This window comes from Gracilimonas tropica DSM 19535 (genome assembly GCF_000375425.1).
GTDB classification, from domain to species: Bacteria; Bacteroidota; Rhodothermia; order Balneolales; family Balneolaceae; genus Gracilimonas; species Gracilimonas tropica.
This window is the reverse complement of record NZ_AQXG01000004.1, coordinates 221,614-246,718: the sequence shown is the minus strand read 5'-3', so window position 1 is coordinate 246,718 and position 25,105 is coordinate 221,614. Positions and strand designations below refer to the sequence as shown.

The 25,105-nt window shown below is 44.1% G+C and carries 22 protein-coding genes; 7 read left to right on the top strand and 15 right to left on the bottom strand.

What is annotated here, in order from left to right; all coding sequences use genetic code 11:
* Window positions 1-124 precede the first annotated feature (124 nt).
* The 7 genes from msrB to B151_RS18375 form a co-directional block, all read right to left on the bottom strand.
* A complete protein-coding gene (gene msrB / locus B151_RS0109340) occupies window positions 125-583 on the bottom strand; it encodes a peptide-methionine (R)-S-oxide reductase MsrB (RefSeq protein ID WP_020403360.1) in 459 nt (152 codons plus the stop codon).
* Window positions 584-604: 21 nt separating this feature from the next.
* Entirely contained in the window at window positions 605-1,480 is an 876-nt protein-coding gene (locus B151_RS0109335; RefSeq protein WP_020403359.1) for an N-acetylmuramoyl-L-alanine amidase-like domain-containing protein, read from the bottom strand.
* A gap of 49 nt (window positions 1,481-1,529) precedes the next feature.
* Entirely contained in the window at window positions 1,530-2,882 is a 1,353-nt protein-coding gene (gene glmM, locus B151_RS0109330) for a phosphoglucosamine mutase (protein WP_020403358.1), read from the bottom strand.
* Between the two features lie 5 nt (window positions 2,883-2,887).
* Window positions 2,888-4,882 carry an SGNH/GDSL hydrolase family protein gene (locus B151_RS0109325; RefSeq protein WP_020403357.1) on the bottom strand — a complete coding sequence of 665 codons (1,995 nt, stop codon included), beginning with the start codon at window positions 4,880-4,882 and terminating at the stop codon, window positions 2,888-2,890.
* 2 nt (window positions 4,883-4,884) lie between these two features.
* Window positions 4,885-5,430, bottom strand: a complete 546-nt coding sequence (locus B151_RS0109320; RefSeq protein ID WP_026166595.1) for a cob(I)yrinic acid a,c-diamide adenosyltransferase — start codon at window positions 5,428-5,430, stop codon at window positions 4,885-4,887.
* A gap of 67 nt (window positions 5,431-5,497) precedes the next feature.
* Window positions 5,498-5,866 (bottom strand): PIN domain-containing protein, encoded by a 369-nt coding sequence (locus B151_RS0109315; protein ID WP_020403355.1) that lies wholly within the window; start codon window positions 5,864-5,866, stop codon window positions 5,498-5,500.
* Window positions 5,867-6,037: 171 nt separating this feature from the next.
* Entirely contained in the window at window positions 6,038-6,646 is a 609-nt protein-coding gene (locus B151_RS18375; protein WP_020403353.1) for an IMPACT family protein, read from the bottom strand.
* A gap of 397 nt (window positions 6,647-7,043) precedes the next feature.
* Between B151_RS18375 and B151_RS0109300 the strand changes: the two genes are divergently transcribed.
* The 3 genes from B151_RS0109300 to B151_RS0109290 all read left to right on the top strand — a co-directional run bounded on the left by B151_RS0109300 (window position 7,044) and on the right by B151_RS0109290 (window position 10,591).
* Entirely contained in the window at window positions 7,044-7,751 is a 708-nt protein-coding gene (locus B151_RS0109300; RefSeq protein WP_020403352.1) for a succinate dehydrogenase cytochrome b subunit, read from the top strand.
* 38 nt (window positions 7,752-7,789) lie between these two features.
* Window positions 7,790-9,712 carry a fumarate reductase/succinate dehydrogenase flavoprotein subunit gene (locus B151_RS0109295; RefSeq protein ID WP_020403351.1) on the top strand — a complete coding sequence of 641 codons (1,923 nt, stop codon included), beginning with the start codon at window positions 7,790-7,792 and terminating at the stop codon, window positions 9,710-9,712.
* 120 nt (window positions 9,713-9,832) lie between these two features.
* Window positions 9,833-10,591, top strand: a complete 759-nt coding sequence (locus B151_RS0109290) for a succinate dehydrogenase/fumarate reductase iron-sulfur subunit (protein WP_020403350.1) — start codon at window positions 9,833-9,835, stop codon at window positions 10,589-10,591.
* 364 nt (window positions 10,592-10,955) lie between these two features.
* Here B151_RS0109290 and purU read toward each other — a convergent pair whose 3' ends face one another.
* Window positions 10,956-11,798: a formyltetrahydrofolate deformylase gene (gene purU, locus B151_RS0109285; RefSeq protein WP_020403349.1), complete on the bottom strand. Its 843-nt coding sequence runs from the start codon at window positions 11,796-11,798 to the stop codon at window positions 10,956-10,958.
* The gene (locus tag B151_RS0109280) at window positions 11,795-12,937 is read right to left on the bottom strand and encodes an aminotransferase class V-fold PLP-dependent enzyme (RefSeq protein WP_020403348.1); all 1,143 of its coding nucleotides are present in this window, start codon (window positions 12,935-12,937) and stop codon (window positions 11,795-11,797) included. Before B151_RS0109280 ends, purU begins: the two co-directional genes overlap by 4 nt.
* A 77-nt stretch (window positions 12,938-13,014) precedes the next feature.
* On the opposite strand from B151_RS0109280, the gene B151_RS0109275 reads away from it, so the two are divergent.
* The 3 genes from B151_RS0109275 to B151_RS0109265 all read left to right on the top strand — a co-directional run bounded on the left by B151_RS0109275 (window position 13,015) and on the right by B151_RS0109265 (window position 14,998).
* Complete coding sequence (locus tag B151_RS0109275; RefSeq protein WP_020403347.1) at window positions 13,015-13,491, top strand: GNAT family N-acetyltransferase; 477 nt, start codon at window positions 13,015-13,017, stop codon at window positions 13,489-13,491.
* Between the two features lie 98 nt (window positions 13,492-13,589).
* The gene (locus B151_RS0109270) at window positions 13,590-14,147 is read left to right on the top strand and encodes a fasciclin domain-containing protein (RefSeq protein WP_020403346.1); all 558 of its coding nucleotides are present in this window, start codon (window positions 13,590-13,592) and stop codon (window positions 14,145-14,147) included.
* A gap of 497 nt (window positions 14,148-14,644) precedes the next feature.
* Window positions 14,645-14,998 (top strand): hypothetical protein, encoded by a 354-nt coding sequence (locus B151_RS0109265; protein ID WP_020403345.1) that lies wholly within the window; start codon window positions 14,645-14,647, stop codon window positions 14,996-14,998.
* 15 nt (window positions 14,999-15,013) lie between these two features.
* Here the strand turns inward: B151_RS0109265 and ilvA are convergent, their stop codons facing one another.
* From ilvA to B151_RS0109235, 6 genes are all read right to left on the bottom strand, one after another.
* Entirely contained in the window at window positions 15,014-16,279 is a 1,266-nt protein-coding gene (gene ilvA / locus B151_RS0109260; RefSeq protein ID WP_020403344.1) for a threonine ammonia-lyase, read from the bottom strand.
* A gap of 421 nt (window positions 16,280-16,700) precedes the next feature.
* Window positions 16,701-17,771 (bottom strand): ketol-acid reductoisomerase, encoded by a 1,071-nt coding sequence (gene ilvC / locus B151_RS0109255; RefSeq protein WP_020403343.1) that lies wholly within the window; start codon window positions 17,769-17,771, stop codon window positions 16,701-16,703.
* A 93-nt stretch (window positions 17,772-17,864) separates the two neighbouring features.
* Window positions 17,865-18,407 (bottom strand): acetolactate synthase small subunit, encoded by a 543-nt coding sequence (ilvN, locus tag B151_RS0109250; protein ID WP_020403342.1) that lies wholly within the window; start codon window positions 18,405-18,407, stop codon window positions 17,865-17,867.
* 4 nt (window positions 18,408-18,411) lie between these two features.
* Complete coding sequence (gene ilvB / locus B151_RS0109245) at window positions 18,412-20,151, bottom strand: biosynthetic-type acetolactate synthase large subunit (protein WP_020403341.1); 1,740 nt, start codon at window positions 20,149-20,151, stop codon at window positions 18,412-18,414.
* A 24-nt stretch (window positions 20,152-20,175) separates the two neighbouring features.
* A complete protein-coding gene (gene ilvD / locus B151_RS0109240; protein WP_026166592.1) occupies window positions 20,176-21,855 on the bottom strand; it encodes a dihydroxy-acid dehydratase in 1,680 nt (559 codons plus the stop codon).
* A 324-nt stretch (window positions 21,856-22,179) separates the two neighbouring features.
* The gene (locus tag B151_RS0109235; RefSeq protein WP_026166591.1) at window positions 22,180-23,721 is read right to left on the bottom strand and encodes a hypothetical protein; all 1,542 of its coding nucleotides are present in this window, start codon (window positions 23,719-23,721) and stop codon (window positions 22,180-22,182) included.
* 199 nt (window positions 23,722-23,920) lie between these two features.
* Here B151_RS0109235 and B151_RS18370 point away from each other — a divergent pair, with 199 nt between their 5' ends.
* A complete protein-coding gene (locus B151_RS18370; protein WP_020403338.1) occupies window positions 23,921-25,078 on the top strand; it encodes a 2-isopropylmalate synthase in 1,158 nt (385 codons plus the stop codon).
* The last annotated feature ends 27 nt before the right edge of the window (window positions 25,079-25,105 follow it).

Here is a 25,105-nt window from a genome sequence, read left to right as displayed (position 1 = left end):
AATAGTTCCCCAGGATATCCACCTCTGATTTTATAGCTATATACAGATTTCTGCCTTTGCACGAATGACCACAATCGCTATGTAGTCTGTTAAGCTTGATACTTATTATGTCGAACTCACATAATTAAGATGCTGCCTGAGTTTCTACTTTTTTAAGGCTCACGGCATTAATGCAATATCGAAGTCCGCTCGGTTTTGGTCCGTCCGGAAATACGTGGCCAAGGTGGGCATCACAGGTATTACATAAGGCTTCGATGCGTACCATGCCATGGGTATAATCCATGGAGTATTTGACGGCATTTTCTTGAACAGGCTGGGTGAAAGAAGGCCATCCCGAGTTGCTTTCAAATTTGGTTGTTGCATCAAATAAATTGGTACCGCAACAAACACATTCGTATAAACCGGGATCAAATTTGTAACACATGTCACTGGAGCCCGGTCGTTCGGTTCCTTTCAGCCGGGTGATGGAAAACTGCTCATCAGTTAATTCCTTTTTCCATTCTTCATCCGATTTCTCAATCTTTTTCTTCGGTTCGGGATTTCCATTTTTGGCAAAATTCTTAAGATCATTCCAGGTAAGCATGATGAATAGGTATAAAAGTAATTATTGGTTTAATTCTACAGGCCGAGCTACCATAATTCCGGTATTACTTGAATTTGGTTTCAGAAAAGACATCAGCGGTTCCTCTGATACTTCTACTTTGAGATTCGATTGTGAGGCATGCATAAGATGGAATTCTTCTCCCACCTTAACCAAAATACCAACATGAGCAACATCAAGTCCGTCAATACTTGTAGTAAGACCTATGATATCTCCTTCTTTCAATAAATGCATTTTTTGAGGCAAAGATTCTTTGGGCACATAGAAATAAGATCGGTTCGAAATTTTGTGCTCCTGTTCTTTAACAACAGAAATAAACGCAGGGTTCTGTCGTAAATGCTTGTAGCTCTCGGGATGTGTTGACATAAAGTTGATGTCTTTTGAAAGGGGTTCCCCAAAACTGTCGGCCGGTGTTGTAACTAAACGCTCCTCTGCGTTATCATAGATCCAGTCGCTGAAATAATGAAGCCTTGTTGGATAATCTCCTTGTTTTCCATCCCGGTATCTGATTTTTTCCAGTTCCTTTACATAACGTTCAAAATTGACTTCATCTGATTTTAACGTTCGGGCAATGGCTAAAAGATTTTCAGCATAGGTCGTGCAATCAAGATCCCGAAGATTTACCACCAGTTTTTCCTCGTCCGTTACTTCCAGTGCATGTGCTACATATTCATTTCCGATAAAGTACTTTCCGATCTCTGGAATCAGCGTGGATATCGGTTGGTCTCGTTTGCCTTCAAACTGCTGAACAATATCAGAGAAAATGGCTACGTCCTGTTCAGTATAAACGATATCATCCGGAGAATTCTGGGCATGTACCGGCATTGAAATCATCAGTGCGAGTAATAAAGCAGTTGTAAAAGTGTGGGCAGTTTTCATGGATCTATGGACTGATTTTGTGGAAGTTAAAAACGTGATCAACGAAATATCATTGCTTTAGAAGGTCAAAGATCTTATTGGCAAAAGCCTCGGCGGCATCCGGAGATCTTCCTTCTGAATATAAGCGTATAATAGGTTCTGTATTCGATTTTCTTAGGTGGACCCAGCCTTCGGCAAAGTCAATTTTAACACCATCTACGGTGTTGGGTTCTAAACTTGAAAAGTGTTCCTTTACCATTTCAAGTACTTCATCGGCATCTTTACCAAGTTCATCCAGCTGGATCTTATTTTTACTCATGAAGTAATCAGGGAGTGAAGCCCGGTAGTCAGAAGAGCTCATGCCTTTTTCGGCCAAATGCTGCAAAACAAAGGCAATGCCAACCAAGGCATCACGACCATAATGCAGGTCTGGACAGATCACTCCGCCATTTCCTTCTCCGCCAATTACGGCATTTTGTGCCTGCATCACTTTTACTACGTTGATCTCTCCAACCGCAGAGCGATAGCATTTTTGGCCATGCTCGCGAGCCACATCATCCGATACGCGCGATGAAGATAGATTGGTAGCACAAGCTCCCGGTTTTTTTGAAAGAATGAAATCGAAGGCGGTGGCTTGGGTGTATTCCTCGCCAAATAATTTTCCGGTATCGTCCACTAAGGCAAGTCGGTCGGCATCAGGATCGGTGACAACGCCTAAGTCTACTTTTTTCTCTTTCACCAACTCACATATTTCGGTAAGATGTGCAGGAAGAGGTTCTGGATTATGAGGGAAGATTCCATTTGGAGTACAATGCAGTTTATGGACCGCTTTTACTCCCAATTTCTCCAGCAAACGGGGAACAGCTTTAGAGCCGGCTCCATTTACGGCATCCACTGCAACTGAGAAATTTTTGGCAGCAATCTCATCAGCATTGATGTATGGCAAATTCAGAATTTCATTGATGTGATCATCCAGTAAATCATGATCCTCCGAAATAGTACCGATCTTATCATAAGGTTGGTATGCAAATTCCCCGGATTCTGAGATTTCGATCACTTTCTTGCCCTGATCCGCATCCAGAAACTCACTTTTCTCGTTTAGTAATTTCAAAGCATTCCATTCAGCAGGATTGTGGCTTGCAGAAATGATGATTCCCCCTGCTGCTTTATGTTTCAAAACACCCATGGCTACAGTTGGGGTTGGGACGATGCCCACTTTTACTACATCGCAACCAACACTTGCAAGCGTTGCTGAAACAATATCTTCACAAAGTTGTCCTGTTACTCGGGAATCCCTGCCAACAACTACGGTTCCCCCTTTAAGCCAGGTTCCGTAAGCGGCCGTGAATTTAGAAAGATTTTGAGGAGTGAGGTCGGTACCGAAAATTCCCCGGATACCCGAGACGGAAATCATTAAAGCCATGTGTATTAGTTGTTTTGTCGGTTTAAAATTTGAATGAGTTGTGCTCTCCACTGTTGAATACCCGGAAAATTAGGGTTGAGCTCGATAACCTGATCAGCAATTTCCAGTGCTTTTTGAAATTCCTGATTAGTACCATAAGCACCCGATAGATTATAAAGCATTTGTGGATCGTTTGGATTGAGCGCTCGTGATTCTTCGAGGTATTTTATCGCTTGTTGAGTTTGCCCTTTATTGAGTTTAATTGCTCCCAGCATCTTGGTGGTAAATGCTTCTTTAGGAGCTAATTCGTAGGCTTTTTCCAGCAATGGTTCAGCATTCTTAAAATCATTTTGGTTCAGGTAAATTCGGGCTGCAAATACGTAGGGCGAATCATTCCAGGGTTGATTTCTTATCAGGCTGAAATATTCCTGAAGTGCTTTTTCCGATTCGCCTTCACGCTGATAATATTGTGCTAATTCCACCTTTGCGGCATCCCAGCGTATATCTTTATGAACAACACCAAATGCCAGAGAGTCCATAATTCCTGAGGGTTGGTAATTGAATTGGTAAGGATTCACTTGCTGGTTGATAACAAAAGGAAAGCCTTGTTTTAAGGTTCGAAGGCGATGATGAACGATCCGGTCATCAAATTCTGTGATGAACATTTCATCGAAGTAGGACTCAAATTCTGAGGGTTGATCTTCCACCAAGCCTGAACCCGAAAGTTCTTCAAGCATTTTCTTGGAAAAAGATCTTCCCATCAGGTAATATCCGGTTTGGTTGGGATGAAGGTGTTCCAGCATCAGGTTTTCCCCGATAATACCATCAGGAGATTCCATTTCCATTGTTTGATGGGTGTCTACCAAACGGACATTATCAAAATCCTGTGCCAACTGCTTAATGATCTTGTTGATACCAGAAGGAGCCCTGAATTTCAAGCCATCCAGGTCTTTGGCATATTCAAACTGCGATTTGGCAGATGCTGTATCTCCTTCGGCATAACTTTCAAGTGCTTTATTATACACCACACTGGCCGCGGGGTGATCCTCTTGTTCAACCGTCACAAAAGGGGGCTGATCTTTTACATTACTTGCAATGGTAGATAAATAAACCGGTATATCCTGATCATGAAAAGCAGAAATTATGGCTTCCATATTGCTTTGAAATTGCTTCATCGCAAGTTGATATTCCGGCCCATCCAACTCAATCGATTGATCGCTGATAATACGCTCCATCAGGGTTCCTCCGGCCGACCCGTTTGATCCGAAGATCCATTGCCCTGCATCCACGATCAGCTCCCGTAAAAACAAAAAAGTTTTGAAGCGCTGCAGTTTCAGGTAAGTGCGCACAAAGCCGGGAAAAGCACCCAGGTTTTCGTTGGATCCAACACCAAGTGCGCCATAAAATTCGTTATGCCCGGCATAGATCATAATGGCATCGGGCTTTTGCTCCAGGATCTCATCCACCTGATCAAACAGCGTGTATGTGCTGATGGCCGAAGTGGCTACGTTTACTATTTCCACTTCACGGGAAGGCATGGCATCTGCAAGCACATCATCCACTAAGCGAGAAAATGTACCATTGTATCCATAAGGATATCCCGCCGCACTTGAGCCACCCATGGCAAACACGCGATAGCTGTTTTCCGGTTTATCCTTCAAAAATACATCTACGGACGGATTGGGAATGGTCTTTGTGTAGAAGAAATAACGCGAAGCAAAATTAGGGTTAGGCATTAAATATTCTTCAGAGGGGATATTGGGATCAATGAAGAGCTCAGTGTTTCCCATATAATCAATTCCACGCAAGGTCACTTCCAGGATCACAAAGAATAGAATGGGAATAGAAACCGTGATAGCATAAAAAGCGACTTTCTTTTTGAAGGGAAGGGGTTCGCTGATCTCTTCAATAAATTCCTGTACTTCGGATTCCTCTACATTGAGATCGGAGGCAATTTTTGCCGCACTCTTTTTGGAGTAATGCTTACGTATATAATTTTTAGTTTTGTTGCTCAGCGACATCTTTATCGTTCCGGAATCCAGGTTGTTTCTTTTGTTCCGGCCTGTTTGTTTTCAAATCGGGCAAGTACAAAAAGGAAGTCAGAAAGTCGATTGATATACATAATGGCTACTTCGGAGATCTCTTCTTCATGCCGGCACTCAACAGTAATACGTTCAGCCCTACGGCAAACCGTGCGGGCAAAATGAAGTGTGGCTCCTGTTTGTGCTCCACCGGGCAAAATAAAATTCTTGAGTGGCTCCAGTTCTTCTTCCATTTCATCTATGGCCTGTTCCAGAAATTCCACTTCCTTATGGCCGATCCGCTCAATTCTGACTTCTTTAGAGGCGGGAGTCGCAAGGTCGGCTCCCAAAACGAATAATTGTTGCTGAACGGTTTCCAATAATTCCGATCCTTTTTTTGAAAGACCAAAGGAAGTTGCCATTCCTAAAATGGAGTTCAACTCATCAACAGTGCCGTATGCATCAATGCGTTTGGAACTTTTTGAAACACGCTGTCCCCCGAAGAGGGAAGTATTACCGCTGTCGCCTTTCTTGGTGTAAATTTTCATAGCCATAAATTTATTTAGAAAATAGGGGTTTGAGGGATAAGGTACATTGAGTTAATGAATCACTGAATTAAAAAAGGGTGAGTTTTGGTAGGTAGAGGAAGTCTTTTCTATTGTTAGTAAATAGTGACAGTTCATGTATAATTCCCGTTGCAGCAATAATAGCATCGGCTAACTTAAGGTTATGACTTGGACTGTATTCTTTAACTAAACCAATTGATAATTCACTTATGTTTTTTGAGATATGCCAAAAACGAAACTTTGAGATGTAGCTTTCAATTAATTCGATTTCTTTGCGGCTCGTATTCTCGCCCTGAATTAACTCTATATAGGTTATCGCAGATATCGAACAGTCATGATTTTGAAGAATTTCATGTAATTCTTCATTTCCCCGAAAAATTTCAATCAGAATATCTGTATCTACTAAGATCTTTGCCATTGTTTACGCCTTAGTTCTTTAGCCACTTCCTTGCTGGATTTTGAATTGGGCCATTTGTCCTTCCACATCCCGACTGCAGGGTGTATTTTTTTGTCTTTACTTTTTTTTGCTGTTGTTGAATTTTCGTTGCTCATTGTTATCACCTCATTTTGAATATAAACAACATGTATTCTAAATGTAAGATTTCCCAATCTCACTGAATTCAATTTTAAGGTGCTCTAGTCCGGCTAAATTTTTTTGACAGGCATCAGCGGTTTCCAGCGGACAGGCAACTTTCAATCGAACCGTTTCAAGATATTCTGATTCAGTAACTTTTAAATCAAAATCATTGATCAATTTTTGGATGGTATTTTCCTCAGAATATGAATATCTAATCTCAAAGATCTTTACGGGACGAATATCAATCAAACGTGCTGATTCCAGACAAAGCTGAGTGCTCCTTCCATAAGCTTCAATCAAACCAGGCTTCCCTAATTTTGTACCTCCATAATATCTGACTACCACCATTCCTGCATTTACCGCTTCAAATGATTTGAGTTGATTCAAAATCGGCAGCCCGGCTGTGCCTGAAGGTTCTCCGTCATCGGAACTAAATTCTTTGGGCTGAGCCGGATTTAAGCGCCATGCCCAGCAATGGTGAGTGGCATCGGGGTATCGGGATTTAAGCTGATCAAGTTGATCCTGGAAATCGTCTTCTGTTTCGACCGGAAAAAGAAACCCAATGAATTTGGATCCGCGCTCCCGGAAAGAGGTTTCGTATGTTTTTGTAATTGTTTTCAATAATCTGCTTTTGATAGATGTGGAAGGTAGTGTACAAGATCCGCAAAGTCATCTCTTATCCGCTACAACGCAGAGCGCATGTTGTGAGTGAGTCGCTCCTCGTCAGTTGGAAGTGAATGAATGGGCGGATTAAATTAAATCAAGAACGTATGGTGTGAGAGGAAGAAGAGATGTAGTTTCAAAAATAGGGGAAGTACCAGTTAGCATGATCTGCGAAATCAAATAAATCCGTGTTCATATTTAGACCTATTCTGCCTTGTTATTCAAGGAGGAAAAAGCGATTTTCTCGACGCAGCGGACTAAAAGAAAAGTGGTTTGAATTTTCAACTTTTTTTGAAACTAAGTATCACTGCCTGCTGTTAACAGATTGAAATCGGAATTTTCTAAGACGTACATCATGCCTTCATTTATAAAAGCTCTGAATTCTCAGGTTGGCCGGAAAATAATGACCGGGATCACAGGGATTGGTCTCATGCTATTTCTAATTGGTCACCTTGCAGGAAACCTAACCATTTTTGGAGAAAGTGACGCTTTTAATATCTATACCTACACACTTGAAAGTCTCGGACCACTGCTTTATGTAATTGAGGCCGGATTAGCTTTTTTCTTTCTATACCATGCAATTTTAGGTATTTCAATCTGGAGGCAACGCAAGAAAGCGCGCCCGGAGGGATATAAAAAATATCAAACCAAAGGAGGCCCCAGCCATCAATCGCTTGCTTCTCGTAGCATGATTATTTCAGGATCAGTTATTCTTTTATTTCTTGTATTCCATATTTGGCACTTTAAATTCGGCCCGACAGAAACGATCGCTCTTGAATCTGTAGGTACAACTGAGGCCAGGGATTTGAGAGCTTTGGTGATTGCAGAATTTCAGAAGCCTTTAGTTGCCTTTGGATATATCGCCGTTTTAGCACTTGCTATACTGCACCTTGCTCATGGGGCATGGAGTGCTTTCACCTCTTTGGGAATGAAGCATAATCAAACCTCAAAGAAAGTACAGATCGGAGCCTACATATTTGCGATTGTATTAATGTTAGGTTTCATCTTCATTCCGCTTTACATCTTTCTTACCGGCGGAGAAGGTTCACTCATCGCTTATTAAATAAGAGATTAAAGATTTAAGATTATAGATTTAGGATTATGAAATTAGATTCAAAAGTACCCGGCGGACCATTAGAGCAGAAATGGGATAAGCATCTTAAAGACATCAATTTGGTGGCTCCCAATAACAAGCGTAAATATGAAATTATAGTGGTGGGAACCGGATTGGCCGGTGGTGCAGCCGCAGCCAGTTTTGCGGAGCTCGGTTATAATGTGAGAAGCTTCTGTATTCAGGATTCAGCTCGACGAGCCCACAGTATTGCCGCGCAGGGTGGTATCAACGCTGCTAAAAATTATCCTAATGATGGGGATAGTATCTGGCGTCTCTTTTATGACACGATCAAAGGAGGCGATTATCGCTCTCGAGAATCAAATGTATACCGACTGGCCCAGGTTTCAAACGAAATTATTGACCAAGCCGTAGCACAGGGCGTTCCTTTTGCAAGAGAATATGGCGGAACCTTAGCAAACCGATCTTTTGGTGGAGCTCAGGTGTCGAGGACATTTTATGCTCGTGGTCAAACCGGACAGCAGTTGCTGCTTGGTGCTTATCAGGCAATGATGCGTCAGGTTCACACCGGTAAGATCAAATATCATCCACGTCATGAGATGCTGGATGTGGTTGTGATCGATGGACAAGCTCGTGGTATTATTACCAGAGATCTTGTTTCCGGTGAATTGAATCGATATGAAGCGGATGCTGTCGTACTTGCAACCGGTGGGTATGGAAACGTATTCTATCTTTCTACCAATGCAAAAAACTCAAATGTTACCGCGGCATGGCGAGCGCATAAAAAGGGAGCTGCTTTTGCAAATCCTTGTTACGTTCAGGTTCACCCCACATGTATTCCGGTATCCGGAGATTATCAATCCAAGCTGACCTTGATGTCAGAGAGTTTGAGAAATGATGGACGTGTTTGGGTTCCTCGTAAAAAAGGAGATGACCGCCATCCAAATGATATTCCTGAAGAAGAGCGGTATTATTATCTGGAAGAACGGTATCCTGCATTTGGGAACCTGGTACCGCGTGATGTGGCTTCCCGGAATGCCAAAATGGTTTGTGATGACGGACTGGGTGTAGGCGAAACCGGATTAGCGGTTTATCTCGATTTCCGTGATGCCATCAAGCGCGACGGTCGGGATACGATCGAAGCCAAATACGGGAACTTGTTCGAGATGTACGAAAACATTGCCGGAGAAAATCCCTACAAACAACCCATGAAGATCTATCCTGCGGTTCACTATACCATGGGCGGACTTTGGGTTGATTACAATCTCCAAACTACGATTCCCGGATTATACGCTGCAGGGGAGGCCAACTTCTCGGATCACGGTGCAAACCGACTTGGAGCAAGTGCTTTGATGCAGGGGCTTTCCGATGGGTACTTTGTGTTACCTTACACCATTGGCGATTACCTGGCTAAGCAAGAACCCGGTAAACGATATGGAACCGATCATGAAGCTTTCGCTGAAGCCGAAAATGCGGCTCAGTCCAAGATCGATAAACTGCTGAATGTAAACGGTAACCGAACCATTATCGATTTCCACCGAACTTTAGGTAAGATCGTTTGGGACAAGATCGGAATTGCACGCAACGCAGAAGGACTCAAATCTGCTATCGAAGAAATTCGCGAACTGCGTGAAGAATTCTGGCAGAATGTGAAAGTGCCCGGTGAGAAAAATAACTATAACAAGTACCTGGAGTTTGCCGGACGTGTAGCCGACTTCTTTGAGTTAGCAGAACTCATGGCTCAGGATGCCCTTGATAGAGAAGAGTCAGCCGGATGTCACCTGCGCGAGGAATATCAAACGGAAGAAGGGGAAGCTCTCCGAAATGACGAAGAGTACTCTTATGTAGCCGCTTGGGAATACAAAGGCCTGAACGGCAAACTTGAAGAACAACTTCACAAAGAAAATCTTGAATTTGAATTCGTTGAGCTAAAACAACGCAGTTATAAATGATGTAGCCTGATTGCTCCGACGCAGAGCGTGCGGAGCAAGGAGATTTTTCTCCGCAGACTCGCTCCTGACGCTCTGCGTCAAAGCGTAGCTTAGGCTGATCGTAAAAAAAGGAAAAGTATTATGAGCAAAGAAATGACCATTCATCTGAAATACTGGAAACAAAATGGGCCTAATGATGCCGGCCATTTTGAGGAGTACACGCTCGATAATGTGAATGAACACATGTCGTTCCTTGAAATGCTGGATGTACTCAACGAAGAGCTCATGCTGGCTGATAAAGAGCCGGTTGAGTTTGACTATGACTGCCGGGAAGGGATCTGTGGATCTTGTAACCTGGTGATCAACGGACAGGCGCACGGCCCTAAAGCTCGCGTTGCTGCTTGTCAGTTGCACATGCGAAATTACAAAGATGGCGATCACATCACCATTGAGCCACCAAGAGCTGCTGCCTTTCCGGTGATCAAAGACTTGGTAGTAGATCGTTCTGCTTTCGACCGCATTATTGAAGCCGGTGGTTATGTGTCTGTGAAAACAGGATCTGCCGGTGAAGCGAATGCTATTCTGGTCGAAAAAGAAAAAGCGGATGCAGCCTTTGATTATGCCACTTGTATTGGTTGTGGAGCGTGTGTGGCCGCTTGCCCGAATGCTTCGGCTTCCTTATTTACCGGTGCGAAAATTGCTCATCTCAACAAACTTCCACAGGGAGAAGTTGAGCGTAAGAATCGCGTGGTTGCCATGGTAGACCAAATGAAGGAAGAAGGCTTTGGCGATTGCTCCAACTTCGCAGAATGTGAAGCCGTTTGCCCGGTAGGAATTTCGATTTCTGCCATCGCTGAAATGAGAAGAGATTATATGAAGGCGGCGTTGAGAGGTGATTAATTAATCATTCAATTTTATTTAGAAAGGGACATTTGCTTTCGCATTCGTCCCTTTTTTTGTTGATATCATTATTCCCAGTCGGATTGTCATCACTCTGAAAAAGTATGAAGAAGAAATTTTATGTTTACATGCTAAGTAATATCTCCAAAATGGTACGACCTTGCTAAGGATTGGTTTTTTGGAATAGACTCTAATCTCCAGAGTGTCCGTTAGGTTGTAATAGTATTGGTAAGGTGAACGCGATGTATCTAAAGATCTGCATCAGCGAGTGGTATTGAACGTTGAGATCCCTCGCGTAAGGAATGATCAATCTGTGGCTGAATTTCGGCGACTCGGGATGACAACTCAGAAGCCTTGAATACGATTAATCCAAAATCACTGTCTTATTTCCATAAATAAACACCTTGTCATCAAGTACTAACTTGATGGCCTCCGCCATCACTTTGCTTTCAATTTCGCGGCCTGCGCGGGCCATTTGGTCGGCATCAAAACGATGGTCGACCGGAGTTGTGCTTTGGTAAATGATGGGCCCTTGATCCAGGTCATCGGTTACATAATGGGCCGTGGCCCCAATCACTTTCACCCCGCGCTGGTACGCCTGATGATAGGGCCGCGCTCCCACAAAAGCCGGTAAGAAAGAGTGATGGATGTTGATAACCTGATTTTTGTATACCTCAATAAATTCCGGCGAAAAAATGCGCATATATTTCGCAAGAATAATAAAATCCGGATTGAAATTGGCAAGTAAAGCCAGAATCTCTTTTTCATGTTCAGTGCGCTCTTTTCCTTCATGTGGAATCACATAAAAAGGGATGTCAAAACGCTCCACTAAATTTCTAAGATGTTCGTGGTTGCTGATCACACATTGAATATTAGCACGATTTTCATCGAACTCATTGCGGATCAGCAGGTCGCCAAGCACATGATGCTCTTTGGTGGCCATGATCACCACATTTTTATTCTGATCACTGCTCAGGCGAATATTGGCCTTGTCCGGTAAAGAAGACGTCAGTTTTTCAATTAACTGTTCCTTTTCAAAATCCCCTTCCAAAACCGTTCGCATGAAAAAGTGCTTACTGTTGTGTTCAACAAACTCCCGGTTCAGTACAATATTCAGATTATGCTGATAAATGATATCTGTGATTTTGTGGATCAGTCCTTTGGCATCAGCACAATCGATCAAAAGGGTGTTTTGGGGAGGATTCATGTCAAGAGAGCTTCGGTAAGTTGAGTGAGTTCGTCATGCGTATTATACACATTTGGCGAGACACGAATGGAATCACCCCGAAAAGAAACTAAAATATTTTTGTCATCAAGGGCCACTTTGATCTTATCCATATTGTGATGTTTCGCCAGTCGAATTCCAAATAAATGTGATGACCGGAAGCTTTCATCCTCAATTCGATAGCCGGCATTTCGAAGTTGCGAGATCGGTTCAGAGATCAAAGCTTTACAGTATTCTTGGATGTGATCCGGCCTCCATTCATTGAGCTGTTTGATGGCCGCTAACATCATCGGGATTAAAATAAAGTTACTGTGCTCGCCAACCTCATACCGGAGAGCTCCGGGTTGATATTTGTCATTGTAGTTTACGAGGTTAGAGAAATCCTCACTCTCAAAACGGTTAATCCAATTTTCTTCTATCGGGGAACCTTCATCCAAAGCGGGGCCGTAGTAAGCCAATCCAAGACTGTAAGGTCCCATCAGCCATTTGTAGCCGGCACAAATCAGCGCGTCGGGTTGAATTTCAGCGACATCAAAAGGCAGTGCTCCCACAGATTGAGTTCCGTCGATAGCCAGCCATGCTCCAACATCTTTAGTGAGTTGACGAATGGCTTGCAGGTTGAATCGGGTTCCATCCGCCCAATGCACATTTCCGAGTGCCACCAACTTCGTTTTTTTAGTGATGGCATTCATGATCTTCTCGTTCCACTCTTTACCGCGGTCTTTAGAATTTGGCGGGGTGATGGTGATGATTTCCGCACCTTTCTCCGAAGCCACCGATCTCCAAGGATATACATTGCTCGGAAACTGCTCGCCCACCACGATGATGTTATCGCCTTTTGAAAGCGGAAGGTTACGGGCTACGTTTGCCATCCCGTAAGAGACTGAAGGAATAACTACAATTCGCTTGGCATCAGCGGCGTGTATCAACTTAGCATATTCTTCCCGAAGTTGATCTGTTTCACCGAAGAACTCTTCAGGAGAAATTTGAAAAGGATTTCGTTTGCGCTTTAGTCCTTCTGTGCCTGCTTCTTCAACCACCTTAAGCTGTGGCGACATATAGGCACAATTCAGGTATGTGACGGAATTATCGAGCTGAAAATGTGATTTTTTACAATCCATAAGGTGGTGTTTAATAAAATGTTTGATTAAGGTTAGGGAACCTCCAAATTTTAACTCAAAAAACCAACGTCCTATTTATGAAAATTAGGTCTGCACGCAAGGATGATCTGCCGGTACTCTTAAAGCTTAATCAGGCTGCCGTTCCGCATGTAAGCAAGATCGGGATGAAGGAAATGGAGTGGTTTTTGAAAAAAGCAAAGCCTCTGTTTGTAGTTGAGGAAGACGGTGAGATCGCAGGCTTTATGATCGTACTGCAGCCGGGACTGGATTATCAAAGCCTGAACTACCGTTTTTTCTGCGGAAATTTTAAAGATTTTGATTACGTAGACCGGATTGTGATCGGGGAGAAGTTTCGGAGAAAGAAATTAGGTTCGGCATTGTATGCGCATCTTATCAAGCATTCCAAAAAGAAGGTGATTACCTGTGAGGTAAATGTTGCTCCTCCAAATCCGGATTCTATGAAATTCCATAAACAGCTGGGGTTCAGAAAAATAGCAGAACAGATCACTGAAAAGGGAAAGAAGAGAGTAGCGATGTTGGTTAAAATGATGTAAAAGAAAGAAACAAATTCTTTCAATTTGGAATGAAAGTAAGCGTTCGCGCCTTAATTAGGTGACTATTCAATCAAAAATTATAATAAATCAAATTCATCATGAGAACGCTTAATAATATAACGGGAGTATTTGCCTTGATCATAGGCCTGCTCTTTTCGACCAATACACAAGCACAAGACAGCGATATAGTAGAACTAGCTGTGCAAACAGATGATCTTTCAACCCTGGTAACTGCTGTAAAGGCAGCCGGGTTAGTGGAGACGCTACAGAGCGACGGCCCATTTACCGTTTTTGCCCCAACCAATGAAGCTTTTGAAGCCCTTCCGGAAGGAACACTGGATATGCTCCTTAAGCCCGAAAACAAAGACAAGCTTACGGCTGTACTTACTTATCATGTGGTACCAGCTGAGGTGATGTCTTCTGATCTGAAAAATGGTATGATGGCCGAAACTGTGGAAGGCAGTAAAGCCAAGATCAAGCTCAAAGACGGAATGGCTTGGGTAGATGGCGCCAAAGTAGCGATGGCTGACATTGATGCTTCTAACGGAGTGGTACATGTGATCGATAAAGTAATTTTGCCGCCAAGCATTGAAAAAGCATTAGCTTCAAACAAAAGCTACGGCGATAAAGATAAGAAGAAGAAAAAAGACTGGTAAGTCATATACCAGACAGGACCATTGCAAGCCGGTGTCGCAAGACATCGGCTTTTTTTATGGAAAGGATTTCTTTGAACGGACACTTAGATCAGGTCATTTCGCAGCGTATGCTCGAAATCTTATGGTATCCAAGACCTGCTAAATTTAACTAAGGGCAATTATATGATTCCCGTCTGCACGGGAATGACTGGTTGTTAGTAGTGGGCGAAAGCGAGATCACATTAGCCTTTATTGTCACCCTAAGCGGAACAACATATAGTTAGGTTGATATTGTATTCCGCGAAGGGTTTCAAAGTTTGAAGTACCGAATTGTCTTATCGTTTGTCCCGAGAATTCGGGATCGCGTTTAGCACAGTTTCATTATGTAAACTTCCAAGCGCTCAGGATAACAGCTTCAAAGAACTAACTTCAAAGATGAACAAGTAACCTTTCTAAGAATTCATCGTAGCTGGGGTGGAATTATGAAAAAATCGTACATTGTTTAAAAAGGAAAGATTATGGAATGGTCAACGGTCATATTTTTGGGAATGGGGATGATCAGTCTGGTAGCACTGATGACGGTCATTATTTTTGGAACTAAGAAATCTTCTGAGATGAAAGCATTAGAAAAGATGCTTGCAGAAAAGACAAAGCTCCTGAATTCAGATACCGAAAGTCTGCGGAAAGCTCTGCAAGAAAGTGAAGCCGAAAAGGAGCAAATGCTGCAGCGAATTCAAAACCTGGAAGCCATTGTAACCAGCGAAGAGTGGGGAGAGACAGAAAGCCCAAACATCCAGTTTGATTCGGAAGAAGATACCGAAGAGCTGAGTGATGCAGATAAGGTTGCTAATAGGGTTAAGCGGGTTCGTTGATTATTACCTGATTAATCAAATCAAAAACCGAAACAAATGGGGCTGATCATTCACGTATTCGTAATTGATGTTCGCTGCTTCCATTCGCTCAACCAAAGGCTCAAAATCTGCACGCTGTTTGATTTCGATTCCGATTAAGGCCGGACCTTGTTCACGACTGGTTTTCTTGGAGTATTCGAAGTGAGCGATGTCATCATCAGGTCCAAGTACTTCATTCAGAAACTCCCGTAATGCTCCCGCTCGCTGAGGGAAATCCACGATAAAATAGTGTTTCAAACCTTCGTACAACATCGAGCGTTCTTTGATCTCTGCCGTTCGGGTGATGTCGTTATTGCTGCCACTTACCACACAAACCACATTTTTGCCTTTGATCTCATCCTTCAGAGAATCCAGCGCGGCTACGGAAAGCGCTCCTGCAGGCTCGGCCACAATAGCCTGTTCGTTATAAAGCTTTAGGATGGTGCTGCAGACTTTTCCTTCGGGTACGGTGATCACTTTTTCGAGGACTTCCCGGGCAATCTCAAAGTTGAGATCGCCAACACGCTTCACAGAAGCTCCATCCACAAACTTGTCAATTTTTTCCAGGGTTACCACTTCTCCTTTTTCTAATGATTTTTGCATAGCTGGCGCACCCGCAGGTTCCACACCAATGATCTTGGTATCAGGAGATAGTACGCTGAAATACGAACCAATGCCGGATGAAAGTCCCCCCCCGCCCACCGGTACGATCACATAATCGATCGGTTCATCGGAGTCTTCCAGGATCTCTTTGCCCACGGTTCCTTGTCCTTCAATGATCTTTGGATCGTCAAAAGGAGGGATAAAGGCGGCATGTTGTTCATTACAAAAAGTCATGGCTTCAGCAAAGGAGTCGTCGAAAGTGTCGCCCACTAAACGGACATCCACAAATTTCTTACCAAACATCTTCACCTGTTTCACTTTCTGCTCGGGTGTTGGAACCGGCATAAAAATAGTGCCTTTGATCTGCTTCTTGGCGCAAGCAAAAGCCACACCTTGCGCATGATTTCCGGCACTCGCACACACAATTCCATTTTCCAGTTCCTCATCCGAAAGACTTTCAATCTTGTGATATGCTCCGCGAATCTTATACGAGCGAACCACTTGCAGGTCTTCCCGCTTTAGCCAGATCTTCGCTCCCGTCTGTTCCGAGAGTTGATGATTGAACATCAGGGGCGTTCGCACGGCAATGTCTTTAAGCACGTGCGCAGCTTCCTGTATGTTTTGAACCGAGACGGTAGATGAAATTTGAGCTTCAGGCATAAAGGAATTAAAAATGAAAAATTATGAATGAAAAATTACTCTCGTTTTAAAGCAGAGCGTAGTATCGATTTGAAATAGTTTGTATAACAAAGAAATTCTCCCCTTGAGGGGAGTACGGCTTTAGCCGGGAGGGGTGTTGGTGCTAAGGCGCTGATGTTGCTAATATCAGACAGTATTGCCCATAGCTTGCACCCTCCGCATCCCATTTGGTCGGCACCTCCCTCAAGGGAGGACTTTCTTTAAATTCGTTCTCATGGAATGAAGTTAGAGCCTTTGGCTAAATAGTCGGACAAGCTGTCCGATCTACGCTTAATATTTTAAAAGAACTAGTTCAAGCGTCCGCTTGGACGGGTTTTAACTGTTCAAATATTTATCTCGCTCTTACGCTCTGCGTTGGAGCGGAATAATCGCACGGATTTTGTTACTCAGCTACTTCTTCCTCAACCGGCGTATTCTCGGGGCGAAGCTGACGTACGGTTTTGCCTGCTTTCCACATTTCGGATTCGCGGAGTTCAGCCAGTTCACCTTCCAGTTTTTCCCGGTAATCGTCTTTGGAATTCGAGTCGATAGAGCGTTGGGCTTCGTTGCCAGCCGCTACTTCCTCATACAGGTTTTCAAAAACCGGCTTAGTGGCATCGCGGAATTTCTTCCACCAGTCCAGCGCACCACGTTGAGCGGTAGTAGAACAGTTGGCATACATCCAATCCATACCGTTTTCGGCTACGAGGGGCATCAGCGATTGGGTGAGTTCTTCCACCGTTTCGTTGAATGCTTCGGAAGGAGAGTGTCCATTGGCTCGCAGGACTTCATACTGCGCTGCAAAAATTCCCTGAATCGCGCCCATCAGGGTTCCACGCTCGCCAGTCAGATCACTATATACTTCATCCTTGAAGGTGGTTTCAAAAAGATATCCGGAACCGACTCCGATACCTAAAGCGGTGACTCGATCTTTAGCATTTCCGGTCGCATCCTGGAAAATTGCATAACTAGAATTCAGACCTCTTCCCTCCAGGAACATACGTCGGAGGGAAGTGCCTGAACCTTTAGGAGCTACTAAGATTACATCCACATTTTCAGGAGGGATGATGCCTGTACGATCTTTGTATGTAATTCCAAATCCGTGAGAAAAGTAAAGGGCATCACCGGGATTGAGGGCCGCTTTAACCGTTGGCCAAACCGCGATCTGTCCGGCATCTGAAAGCAGATACTGTACGATAGTTCCACGCTGAGCGGCTTCTTCAATTTCAAAAAGGGTTTCGCCGGGTACCCAGCCATCTTCCACGGCTTTGTCCCAGGTGCTGGAATTTTTACGCTGACCAACGATCACATTGAATCCATTGTCTTTCAGGTTCAATGCCTGCCCGGGTCCCTGAACGCCATATCCAAGAACAGCGATCGTTTCGTCTTTTAATGTTTCTCGTGCTTTATCGAGTGGGAATTCTTCCCGCGTTACTACTTCTTCTTCGACTCCGCCAAAATTTAATGTTGCCATGATTTGTATCTGTGTTTTATGAGTGATTTATATTCTTCGTTCGCTCGGACGCAGAGCGTCAGGAGCGAGGTGCTATTTTGTTGATCTGTTTACTTAAACAGCTGCTTCAGCTAGTATCTTTTCTACGTCTTTTCCGATGCCATCTCGTTCTCTGGAGACGGCAATGCGTCCGGATCGGACGAATTCGCTGATTCCGTAGGGTTTGAGTTCTTCAAAAAGTGCTACGGTTTCTCTTCTGAATCCGGATTTTTCGATGACCACAAAATGTTCTTCGATGGTCAGGAAACGAGCATTATGTTCTCGGACAATCCGCTCCACATCCAAACCCCGAGTCAACGATTCGGTCGAAATTTTGTACAGCGCCAGTTCTTGCTGCACCACTTCTTTCTTTTTGTAATAATCCGCTTTCAGCACTTCCACCTGCTTCTCGATTTGCTTCACTACTTTGATCACCTGCTCTTCCGTTTCCGTGACAGCAATGGTGAACCGGTGAATGCCTTCTACTTCGCTTTCGGAAGTCGTCAGGCTTTCAATGTTGATCTTCCGCTTGGTGAAAATGATGGTAATTCGGTGCAAAAGTCCGACATGATTTTCAGTGTAAGCCGTTATCGTATATTCTTGTTTTTCTGATTCCATTTGATTACTCCAATCTTATTTCTGCGACTCCCGAGCCACTAGGCACCATCGGGAATACGTTATTTTCTTTTCCAACCATCACTTCCAGAAAGTAAGATCCGTCATAATTGATGAATTCCTCAATTGCACTTTCCAGATTATCCCGCTCCGTAACTTTGGCGGTGGGGATATAGAATCCTTTAGCTACCTGTTGGAAATCCGGGTTGATGAGTTCGGTTGATGAATATCTTTTTTCAAAAAACAGCTGCTGCCACTGGCGGACCATCCCCAAAAATTCATTATTAAGGAGCAGCACTTTTACTTTGGCTTTGGTTTGATAGATGGTGGCCAATTCCTGCAGGGTCATTTGAAATCCGCCATCCCCAACAACGGCAATAACGGTTCGGTCTGGAGCACCAAGAGCGGCTCCGATTCCTGCGGGAAGGCCAAAACCCATGGTTCCAAGTCCGCCTGAAGTAATATTGCTTTTCGATCTTGTAAATTTGGTGTATCGGCAGGCTACCATTTGATGTTGACCCACATCGGTCACCAAAATATGATCGCCGCCGGTAACGTCGTTGATGATGCGAATCACTTCGCCCATACTTAATACATCCGATTTTGGGTGAAGTTCTTCTTCGATCACTTTGTCCCATTCCTGCTTGTCGCATTCCCGGAAACGCTGCAGCCATTCTTCGTGACTGTTGGGTTTTACCAGTTTATTCAGTTCGGTGAGTGATTCTTTGGCATCTCCTAAAACAGGAACATCCGCAGGTACATTTTTGTCAATTTCAGCAGGATCAATTTCAAGATGAATGACCTTAGCCTGCTTGGCATATTTATCCAGATTTCCGGTCACGCGATCATCAAACCGCATGCCTACGGCGATCAATACATCGCACTCGTTGGTGAGTAAATTTGGTCCGTAGTTACCGTGCATCCCTAGCATTCCCACATTTAAGGGGTGATCCGTGTCCAAAGCCGAAAGTCCCATGATGGTCCACGCAGCCGGAATGCCGGTCTTCTCGATGAATTGCTTAAACTCTTTTTCAGCGTTCCCCAAAATCACACCCTGGCCAAAAAGCACGTAAGGTCGCTCCGCATTGTTGATCAACTCAGCCGCCTCGGCCACTTTGGAATGATCCAATTTTGGTTTGGGTGTATAACTTCGGAGAGAAGTACATTTTTCGTAACTGAAATCGAATTCTTCAAACTGTGCATCCTTAGTGATATCGATCACAACAGGACCGGGACGACCGGATCGAGCCAAATAAAAAGCCTTGGCTAGTGCTACTGGAATTTCTTCCGCTTTGGTGATCTGAAAATTCCATTTGGTCACCGGCATGGAAACCCCGAGCACATCACATTCCTGAAAGGCATCACTCCCCAAAAGAGCCGATGGAACCTGTCCGGTGATGCAAACAAGGGGCGTAGAATCAATTTGCGCATCGGCAATTCCGGTAATCAAATTGGTAGCACCCGGGCCCGATGTAGCCAGGCAAACGCCCACTTTTCCATTCGCCCGCGCATAACCCTGAGCCATGTGGATTGCGCCCTGTTCGTGTCTGGCAAGCACGTGATTGATGCTATCCTGATGATCATACAGCGCATCATACACCGGCATGATAGCTCCGCCCGGATATCCAAAAGCCATGTCCACATTTTCTTCGAGCAGAATCTGGACCAGGGCTTCCGCACCGGTCATGCGTTTAGTGGGTTTCGGTTTTGTTTTGGTTGATTGTTGAATTGCTTCTGCAGTTGCCATAGTGAGTGTGAGTGAGATTGAATATTAAAACTGATCCGTAACGCAACCTTCGGAGGCCGATGAGACCGTTTTGGCATATTTATAAAGAGTTCCGCGAGATTCTTTGAGTGGCGGTTGTTTCCAGGATTTTCTCCGTTCCGCTAATTTTTCATCAGAGATCAAAACATCGATGGTTCGTTCCACCGCATCTATTTTGATGGTATCTCCATTTTGGACCAGCCCGATCGCGCCGCCATTTTGTGCTTCCGGAGTGATGTGTCCGACTACAAATCCATGTGTTCCACCGGAAAATCTTCCATCCGTAATTAGGGCAACTTCTTTTCCTAATCCCGCCCCCATGATGGCTGAAGTCGGCTTCAGCATTTCCGGCATTCCGGGACCGCCTTTAGGGCCACAGTAGCGAATGACCACGACATCGCCGGACTTTACTTCTCCATTTTTGATGCCTTCATTGGCTTCCACTTCGCTGTCGAAAACGCGCGCGGTTCCTTCAAAAACTTCGCCTTCCTTGCCTGTGATCTTAGCCACTGAACCTTCTTCGGCTAAATTTCCATAGAGTATCTGAATGTGTCCGTTTTTCTTGATGGGCTTTTCAACGGGGAACACGATATCCTGGGTTTCATCCAATGCTTTTACTTCCGCTAAATTTTCAGCCAGTGTCTTTCCGGTTACGGTCATGCAATCGCCATGCAGCATGTCGTTTTCCAGCATGAATTTGAGTACGGCCGGAACGCCACCAGCTTTGTGAAGATCTTCCATCACGTACTTGCCACTGGGTTTCAAGTCAGCCAGAAAAGGAGTGGAGTCACTAAGCCGCTGAAAATCATCCAGCCCAATGTCAATTTCCGCAGTTTTGGCAATAGCGATTAGATGAAGAACCGCATTGGTCGATCCACCCAAAACCATCACCAAGCGGATAGCATTTTCAAACGATTTTTTGGTGAGGATATCCATCGGCTTGATGTCGTTCTCAAGCAAATACCGGAGGTGTTTTCCAACCTCCTCACATTCCAATACCTTGGAACTGTCATTGGCAGGATTGGAAGAATTGTAGGGAAGAGCTAATCCCAAAGCTTCAATAGAAGAGGACATGGTGTTAGCAGTATACATTCCACCACAGGCTCCGGGGCCGGGACAGGCATTATGAATTACATCTTTAAATTCCTCTTCGGAGATCTTCCCGCTCACCTTTTCACCCCAGGCTTCAAAGGCGGAAACCACATCTAATTTCTTTCCATTGTGACGTCCCGGCGCGATGGTTCCTCCATACACCAAAATTGCAGGCCGGTTCACGCGTATCATTGCCATGAGAGCGCCCGGCATATTTTTATCGCATCCTACAATGGCAGCAAACCCATCATACGCCATGCCTTTTACCACCGATTCCATGGAATCCGCAATGATATCCCGGGAGGGCAGGGAATATCGCATGCCCGGCGTCCCCATCGAAATACCATCACTAATACCGATGGTGTTGAAGATTAGCCCATTCATCCCGGCATGTTCAATTCCTTTCTTTACATGAACCGCCAGATCGTTGAGGTGCATATTGCAAGGGTTTCCTTCATATCCTGTACTTGCAACGCCTATGAATGGCTTTTGCAGATCGTTATCATCCAACCCAATAGCGTGAAGCATAGCCTGGGCTGCCGGTTGGGAGTCATCTTGGGTTACTTGTTTACTGTATTTATTTAATTCCGCCATGTAGTGAGTGAGTGTGATATTTTGTTCAAAAAACCTTACCTCAAGAAGCTTTGAAAAAGCCCGATTTCGCAAAGTCTTATTCAAAAAAAAAGCCTTCCGGGATGGGGAAGGCTTTTTCGGTAATCATAATTGTGATGTCGTCACAAAGCTTTCCCCGGCCGGTATGGAGTACCGATAATGGGAATAATGACCAGAGAAATAATAATGACAGACAGCATAATTGAACGTTTAATTCGCTTCAAAGAAAAGCGGCACAGCTTTTAATAGCAACTTCTCAGCCGTTCGTTCTTTTGCATTGATGGGATATCCAAAAAGATCTTAAGCTCAGTTTCTTGGGGTAAATTTTTCCTGAATCACCTGCTGAACGGGTTTATCGTGGATTTTTGCTTCCAGCCATGATACGATGTCCAAATATAAAAACGGCCGTTTTTGGTAGGGCATTTCATTGATCTTCAGCAGACGTTCCCTCAGTTTTTTGAACTTTTCTTTCAGGGTTGAGCCGTTAGCTTTCCCAAGATCTTGCAGGAATTTGAGGATTTCCTGCTGAACCAAATTCAGATCATTCATCTTACTCAAAAACCGATAGACCGATCGAATCTGATACTCCACCAACACCTGATTTCCCAGTTCATAATGGGCAATCAAATTCAAAATACGCGCAAAACAGTGCAGGTCTTCCCGTAATTTTTGATCATGATAGTTGATGATCTTATTCAGGTATTCGATGGCTTTCTCGTTATCCCCGGCGCCAAAATAGAGACAGGCGATCTTATAATAGAAGACCAGAATGCGATGTGGATCAACCTGCTGGGAGTACTTGTCCAACTTGTCATTCAGCTCAGGAACCATCTTGATTCCTTCCGAAAAAGTCCCGGCAATGAAATGACTGTTTATCTTAGAGGTGTACAAATACATAAAGCCCAGCGTTTCCATGTTCTCATTACTTCGGGTAGGTGGACTTTGAAGGAATTTAGCCAGGTTTTTCTTCACCTCTTCATGCTTTGAGTGATGCCCGAGAATAAACAAAGCCTCCAGTAGCACATGCTGTCCCTTCAGATACCAAATTGGTTCGAGTTCCAGCATATCGGGATTCTCATGAAACAGGTCCACCCATTTTTGCGCGTAACGATACTGCAGCAAGAAGTCCTGAACGATGAGGCTGTACCACGCATAAGAAACATAGAGATAGAGCTGCTCAAAAAATCCGAGTCCTTCCTGATCGATGTCTTTTAATTCCTTCTTAAAATACCGGCTGATGTTCTCGTAATCTTGCTCATCCCGCACGTGACCTGCTTTAATATAAATTCCATACAATCGCAGTGAGAGATTGGACAGCTTATTGTAATTACTAAGTGTTTGGACCTTTTCTTCAGCTTGGGCTATCAGTTCATCTGCACGATTTTTAAGACTTCGGGTGATGTATTGTGACTCAATGATCCGTTCAAAAGTCAGGATCTCATATTCCAGCGAATGCCGGTGATTTTGGTGAGCCAGCGTCTTTGCCTTATCGAGTAGCCGCAGGCTTTGTTTGTACAATCCCTTGTTGTACAAAATTCGGGCATGGTCGATCTGCTCCCGCAAATAAATATCCACATTGTGATTGATATTGGTGAGCCGGAGGCTGGTGAGAACCTGCTTATACAGGTGAGCTTTCAGGTTCGAAAATTGCCGCTTTTTCACCCCTTTGATGCTGCTGATGATCTGCTCTTCATCGTAATCAGAAACTTTATCCATTGCATCGAAAAGCTTGATGAACTTGGCATCGGGACTGCTGTTTCGGGTCGCGTAAATTTTAAAAGCACGTTTTTCAGCCTTCGTCAACGATTTTATCAACTGATAAACGTGATCGTTTGGTTGGTTGGCCATTGTAAAGTATGAGTGAGTATGAGTGTGCTAAATGACTGATTTTAATCAGATAATCAAATTGACCGAAAGTTTGGATATCGTAAAACCCTCATAATATGGTTTTATGGTCTGAGGTCACGAGCCTACATTCGGAGCAATTACTGAATTTTGACCAGACAAAGTAATTGACACGGCAGTTAAGTTAGAAAACCTCAGACTAATGCCAAATACACAAATCCAGATTTTCGATACAACGCTTCGTGATGGCGAACAAGTGCCGGGTTGCCGGCTGAATACAGAAGAAAAAATTGAGATCGCGAAGGAATTAGAACGACTCGGTGTGGACGTAATGGAAGTGGGATTTCCCGTTTCCAGTCCGGGAGACTTCAAGTCTGTAAAACAAATTTCAGAAATTATTACCGAATCCACGGTTTGCGCCCTCACTCGCGCCGTGCCTAACGACATCGAAGTAGCAGCTGACGCAGTTGCCAAAGCAAAAAGGCCCCGAATCCATACCGGAATCGGAACGTCTGACAGCCATGTTTTCAACAAGTTGCAAACGACACGTGAAAAAGTGATAGAGCGTGGAGTAGCCGCTGTAAAAATGGCGAAAAAGTATGTAGAAGATGTAGAATTTTATGCTGAAGACGCCGGCCGAACTGACAACGAGTATCTTGCTCAGGTCATTGAAGAAGTGATCAAAGCAGGAGCAACGGTCGTCAATATTCCGGACACCACCGGTTACTGCCTTCCATCTGAATACGGCGAGAAGATCAAATTCCTGCAGGAAAATGTGAAAGGAATTCACAAGGCAATCATATCTACGCATTGCCATAATGATTTGGGACTGGCAACAGCGAATTCCATTTCAGGTGTGCAGAACGGAGCCCGACAAATTGAATGTACCATCAATGGAATTGGTGAGCGGGCCGGAAATGCATCGCTGGAAGAAGTAGTGATGATCATGCGTAAACACCATGATCTGAATTTTGATACGAACATCAACACAAAGTTTCTGTGCGAGATCAGTGCATTGGTTTCGGCGAAAATGAATATGCCGGTTCAAGCCAACAAAGCGATTGTTGGGTCGAATGCATTTGCGCATTCCTCCGGTATTCATCAGGATGGAGTGATCAAATCCCGAGAAACCTATGAGATCATAGATCCGGAAGAAGTGGGAGCGCTGGAATCTTCCATCGTACTTACAGCCAGAAGTGGACGTGCTGCCTTGAATTACCGTGCACAGAAACTGGGATATGATTTCTGCAAAGAAGAACTGGATCACTATTACCAGCAGTTCCTAAACCTGGCCGATGAGAAAAAGATCATTCAGGATCAGGACTTGAAGCAATTATTTGCTGTAGCTGCCACTGGGTGATGCGTCTTGCCCATTTTTCAAACACCG

Coding starts and splice junctions, on each gene's coding strand:
- B151_RS0109300 (WP_020403352.1), top strand. CDS start 7,044: ATGCCTTCATTTATAAAAGCTCTGAATTCTCAGGTTGGCCGGAAAATA.
- ilvD (WP_026166592.1), bottom strand. CDS start 21,855: ATGGCGGAATTAAATAAATACAGTAAACAAGTAACCCAAGATGACTCC.
- msrB (WP_020403360.1), bottom strand. CDS start 583: ATGCTTACCTGGAATGATCTTAAGAATTTTGCCAAAAATGGAAATCCC.
- ilvN (WP_020403342.1), bottom strand. CDS start 18,407: ATGGAATCAGAAAAACAAGAATATACGATAACGGCTTACACTGAAAAT.
- B151_RS0109320 (WP_026166595.1), bottom strand. CDS start 5,430: ATGAAAATTTACACCAAGAAAGGCGACAGCGGTAATACTTCCCTCTTC.
- purU (WP_020403349.1), bottom strand. CDS start 11,798: ATGAATCCTCCCCAAAACACCCTTTTGATCGATTGTGCTGATGCCAAA.
- B151_RS0109295 (WP_020403351.1), top strand. CDS start 7,790: ATGAAATTAGATTCAAAAGTACCCGGCGGACCATTAGAGCAGAAATGG.
- B151_RS0109265 (WP_020403345.1), top strand. CDS start 14,645: ATGGAATGGTCAACGGTCATATTTTTGGGAATGGGGATGATCAGTCTG.
- glmM (WP_020403358.1), bottom strand. CDS start 2,882: ATGGCTTTAATGATTTCCGTCTCGGGTATCCGGGGAATTTTCGGTACC.
- ilvB (WP_020403341.1), bottom strand. CDS start 20,151: ATGGCAACTGCAGAAGCAATTCAACAATCAACCAAAACAAAACCGAAA.
- B151_RS0109280 (WP_020403348.1), bottom strand. CDS start 12,937: ATGGATTGTAAAAAATCACATTTTCAGCTCGATAATTCCGTCACATAC.
- ilvC (WP_020403343.1), bottom strand. CDS start 17,771: ATGGCAACATTAAATTTTGGCGGAGTCGAAGAAGAAGTAGTAACGCGG.
- B151_RS0109270 (WP_020403346.1), top strand. CDS start 13,590: ATGAGAACGCTTAATAATATAACGGGAGTATTTGCCTTGATCATAGGC.
- B151_RS18370 (WP_020403338.1), top strand. CDS start 23,921: ATGCCAAATACACAAATCCAGATTTTCGATACAACGCTTCGTGATGGC.
- B151_RS0109315 (WP_020403355.1), bottom strand. CDS start 5,866: ATGGCAAAGATCTTAGTAGATACAGATATTCTGATTGAAATTTTTCGG.
- ilvA (WP_020403344.1), bottom strand. CDS start 16,279: ATGCCTGAAGCTCAAATTTCATCTACCGTCTCGGTTCAAAACATACAG.
- B151_RS0109335 (WP_020403359.1), bottom strand. CDS start 1,480: ATGAAAACTGCCCACACTTTTACAACTGCTTTATTACTCGCACTGATG.
- B151_RS0109325 (WP_020403357.1), bottom strand. CDS start 4,882: ATGTCGCTGAGCAACAAAACTAAAAATTATATACGTAAGCATTACTCC.
- B151_RS0109235 (WP_026166591.1), bottom strand. CDS start 23,721: ATGGCCAACCAACCAAACGATCACGTTTATCAGTTGATAAAATCGTTG.
- B151_RS0109275 (WP_020403347.1), top strand. CDS start 13,015: ATGAAAATTAGGTCTGCACGCAAGGATGATCTGCCGGTACTCTTAAAG.
- B151_RS0109290 (WP_020403350.1), top strand. CDS start 9,833: ATGAGCAAAGAAATGACCATTCATCTGAAATACTGGAAACAAAATGGG.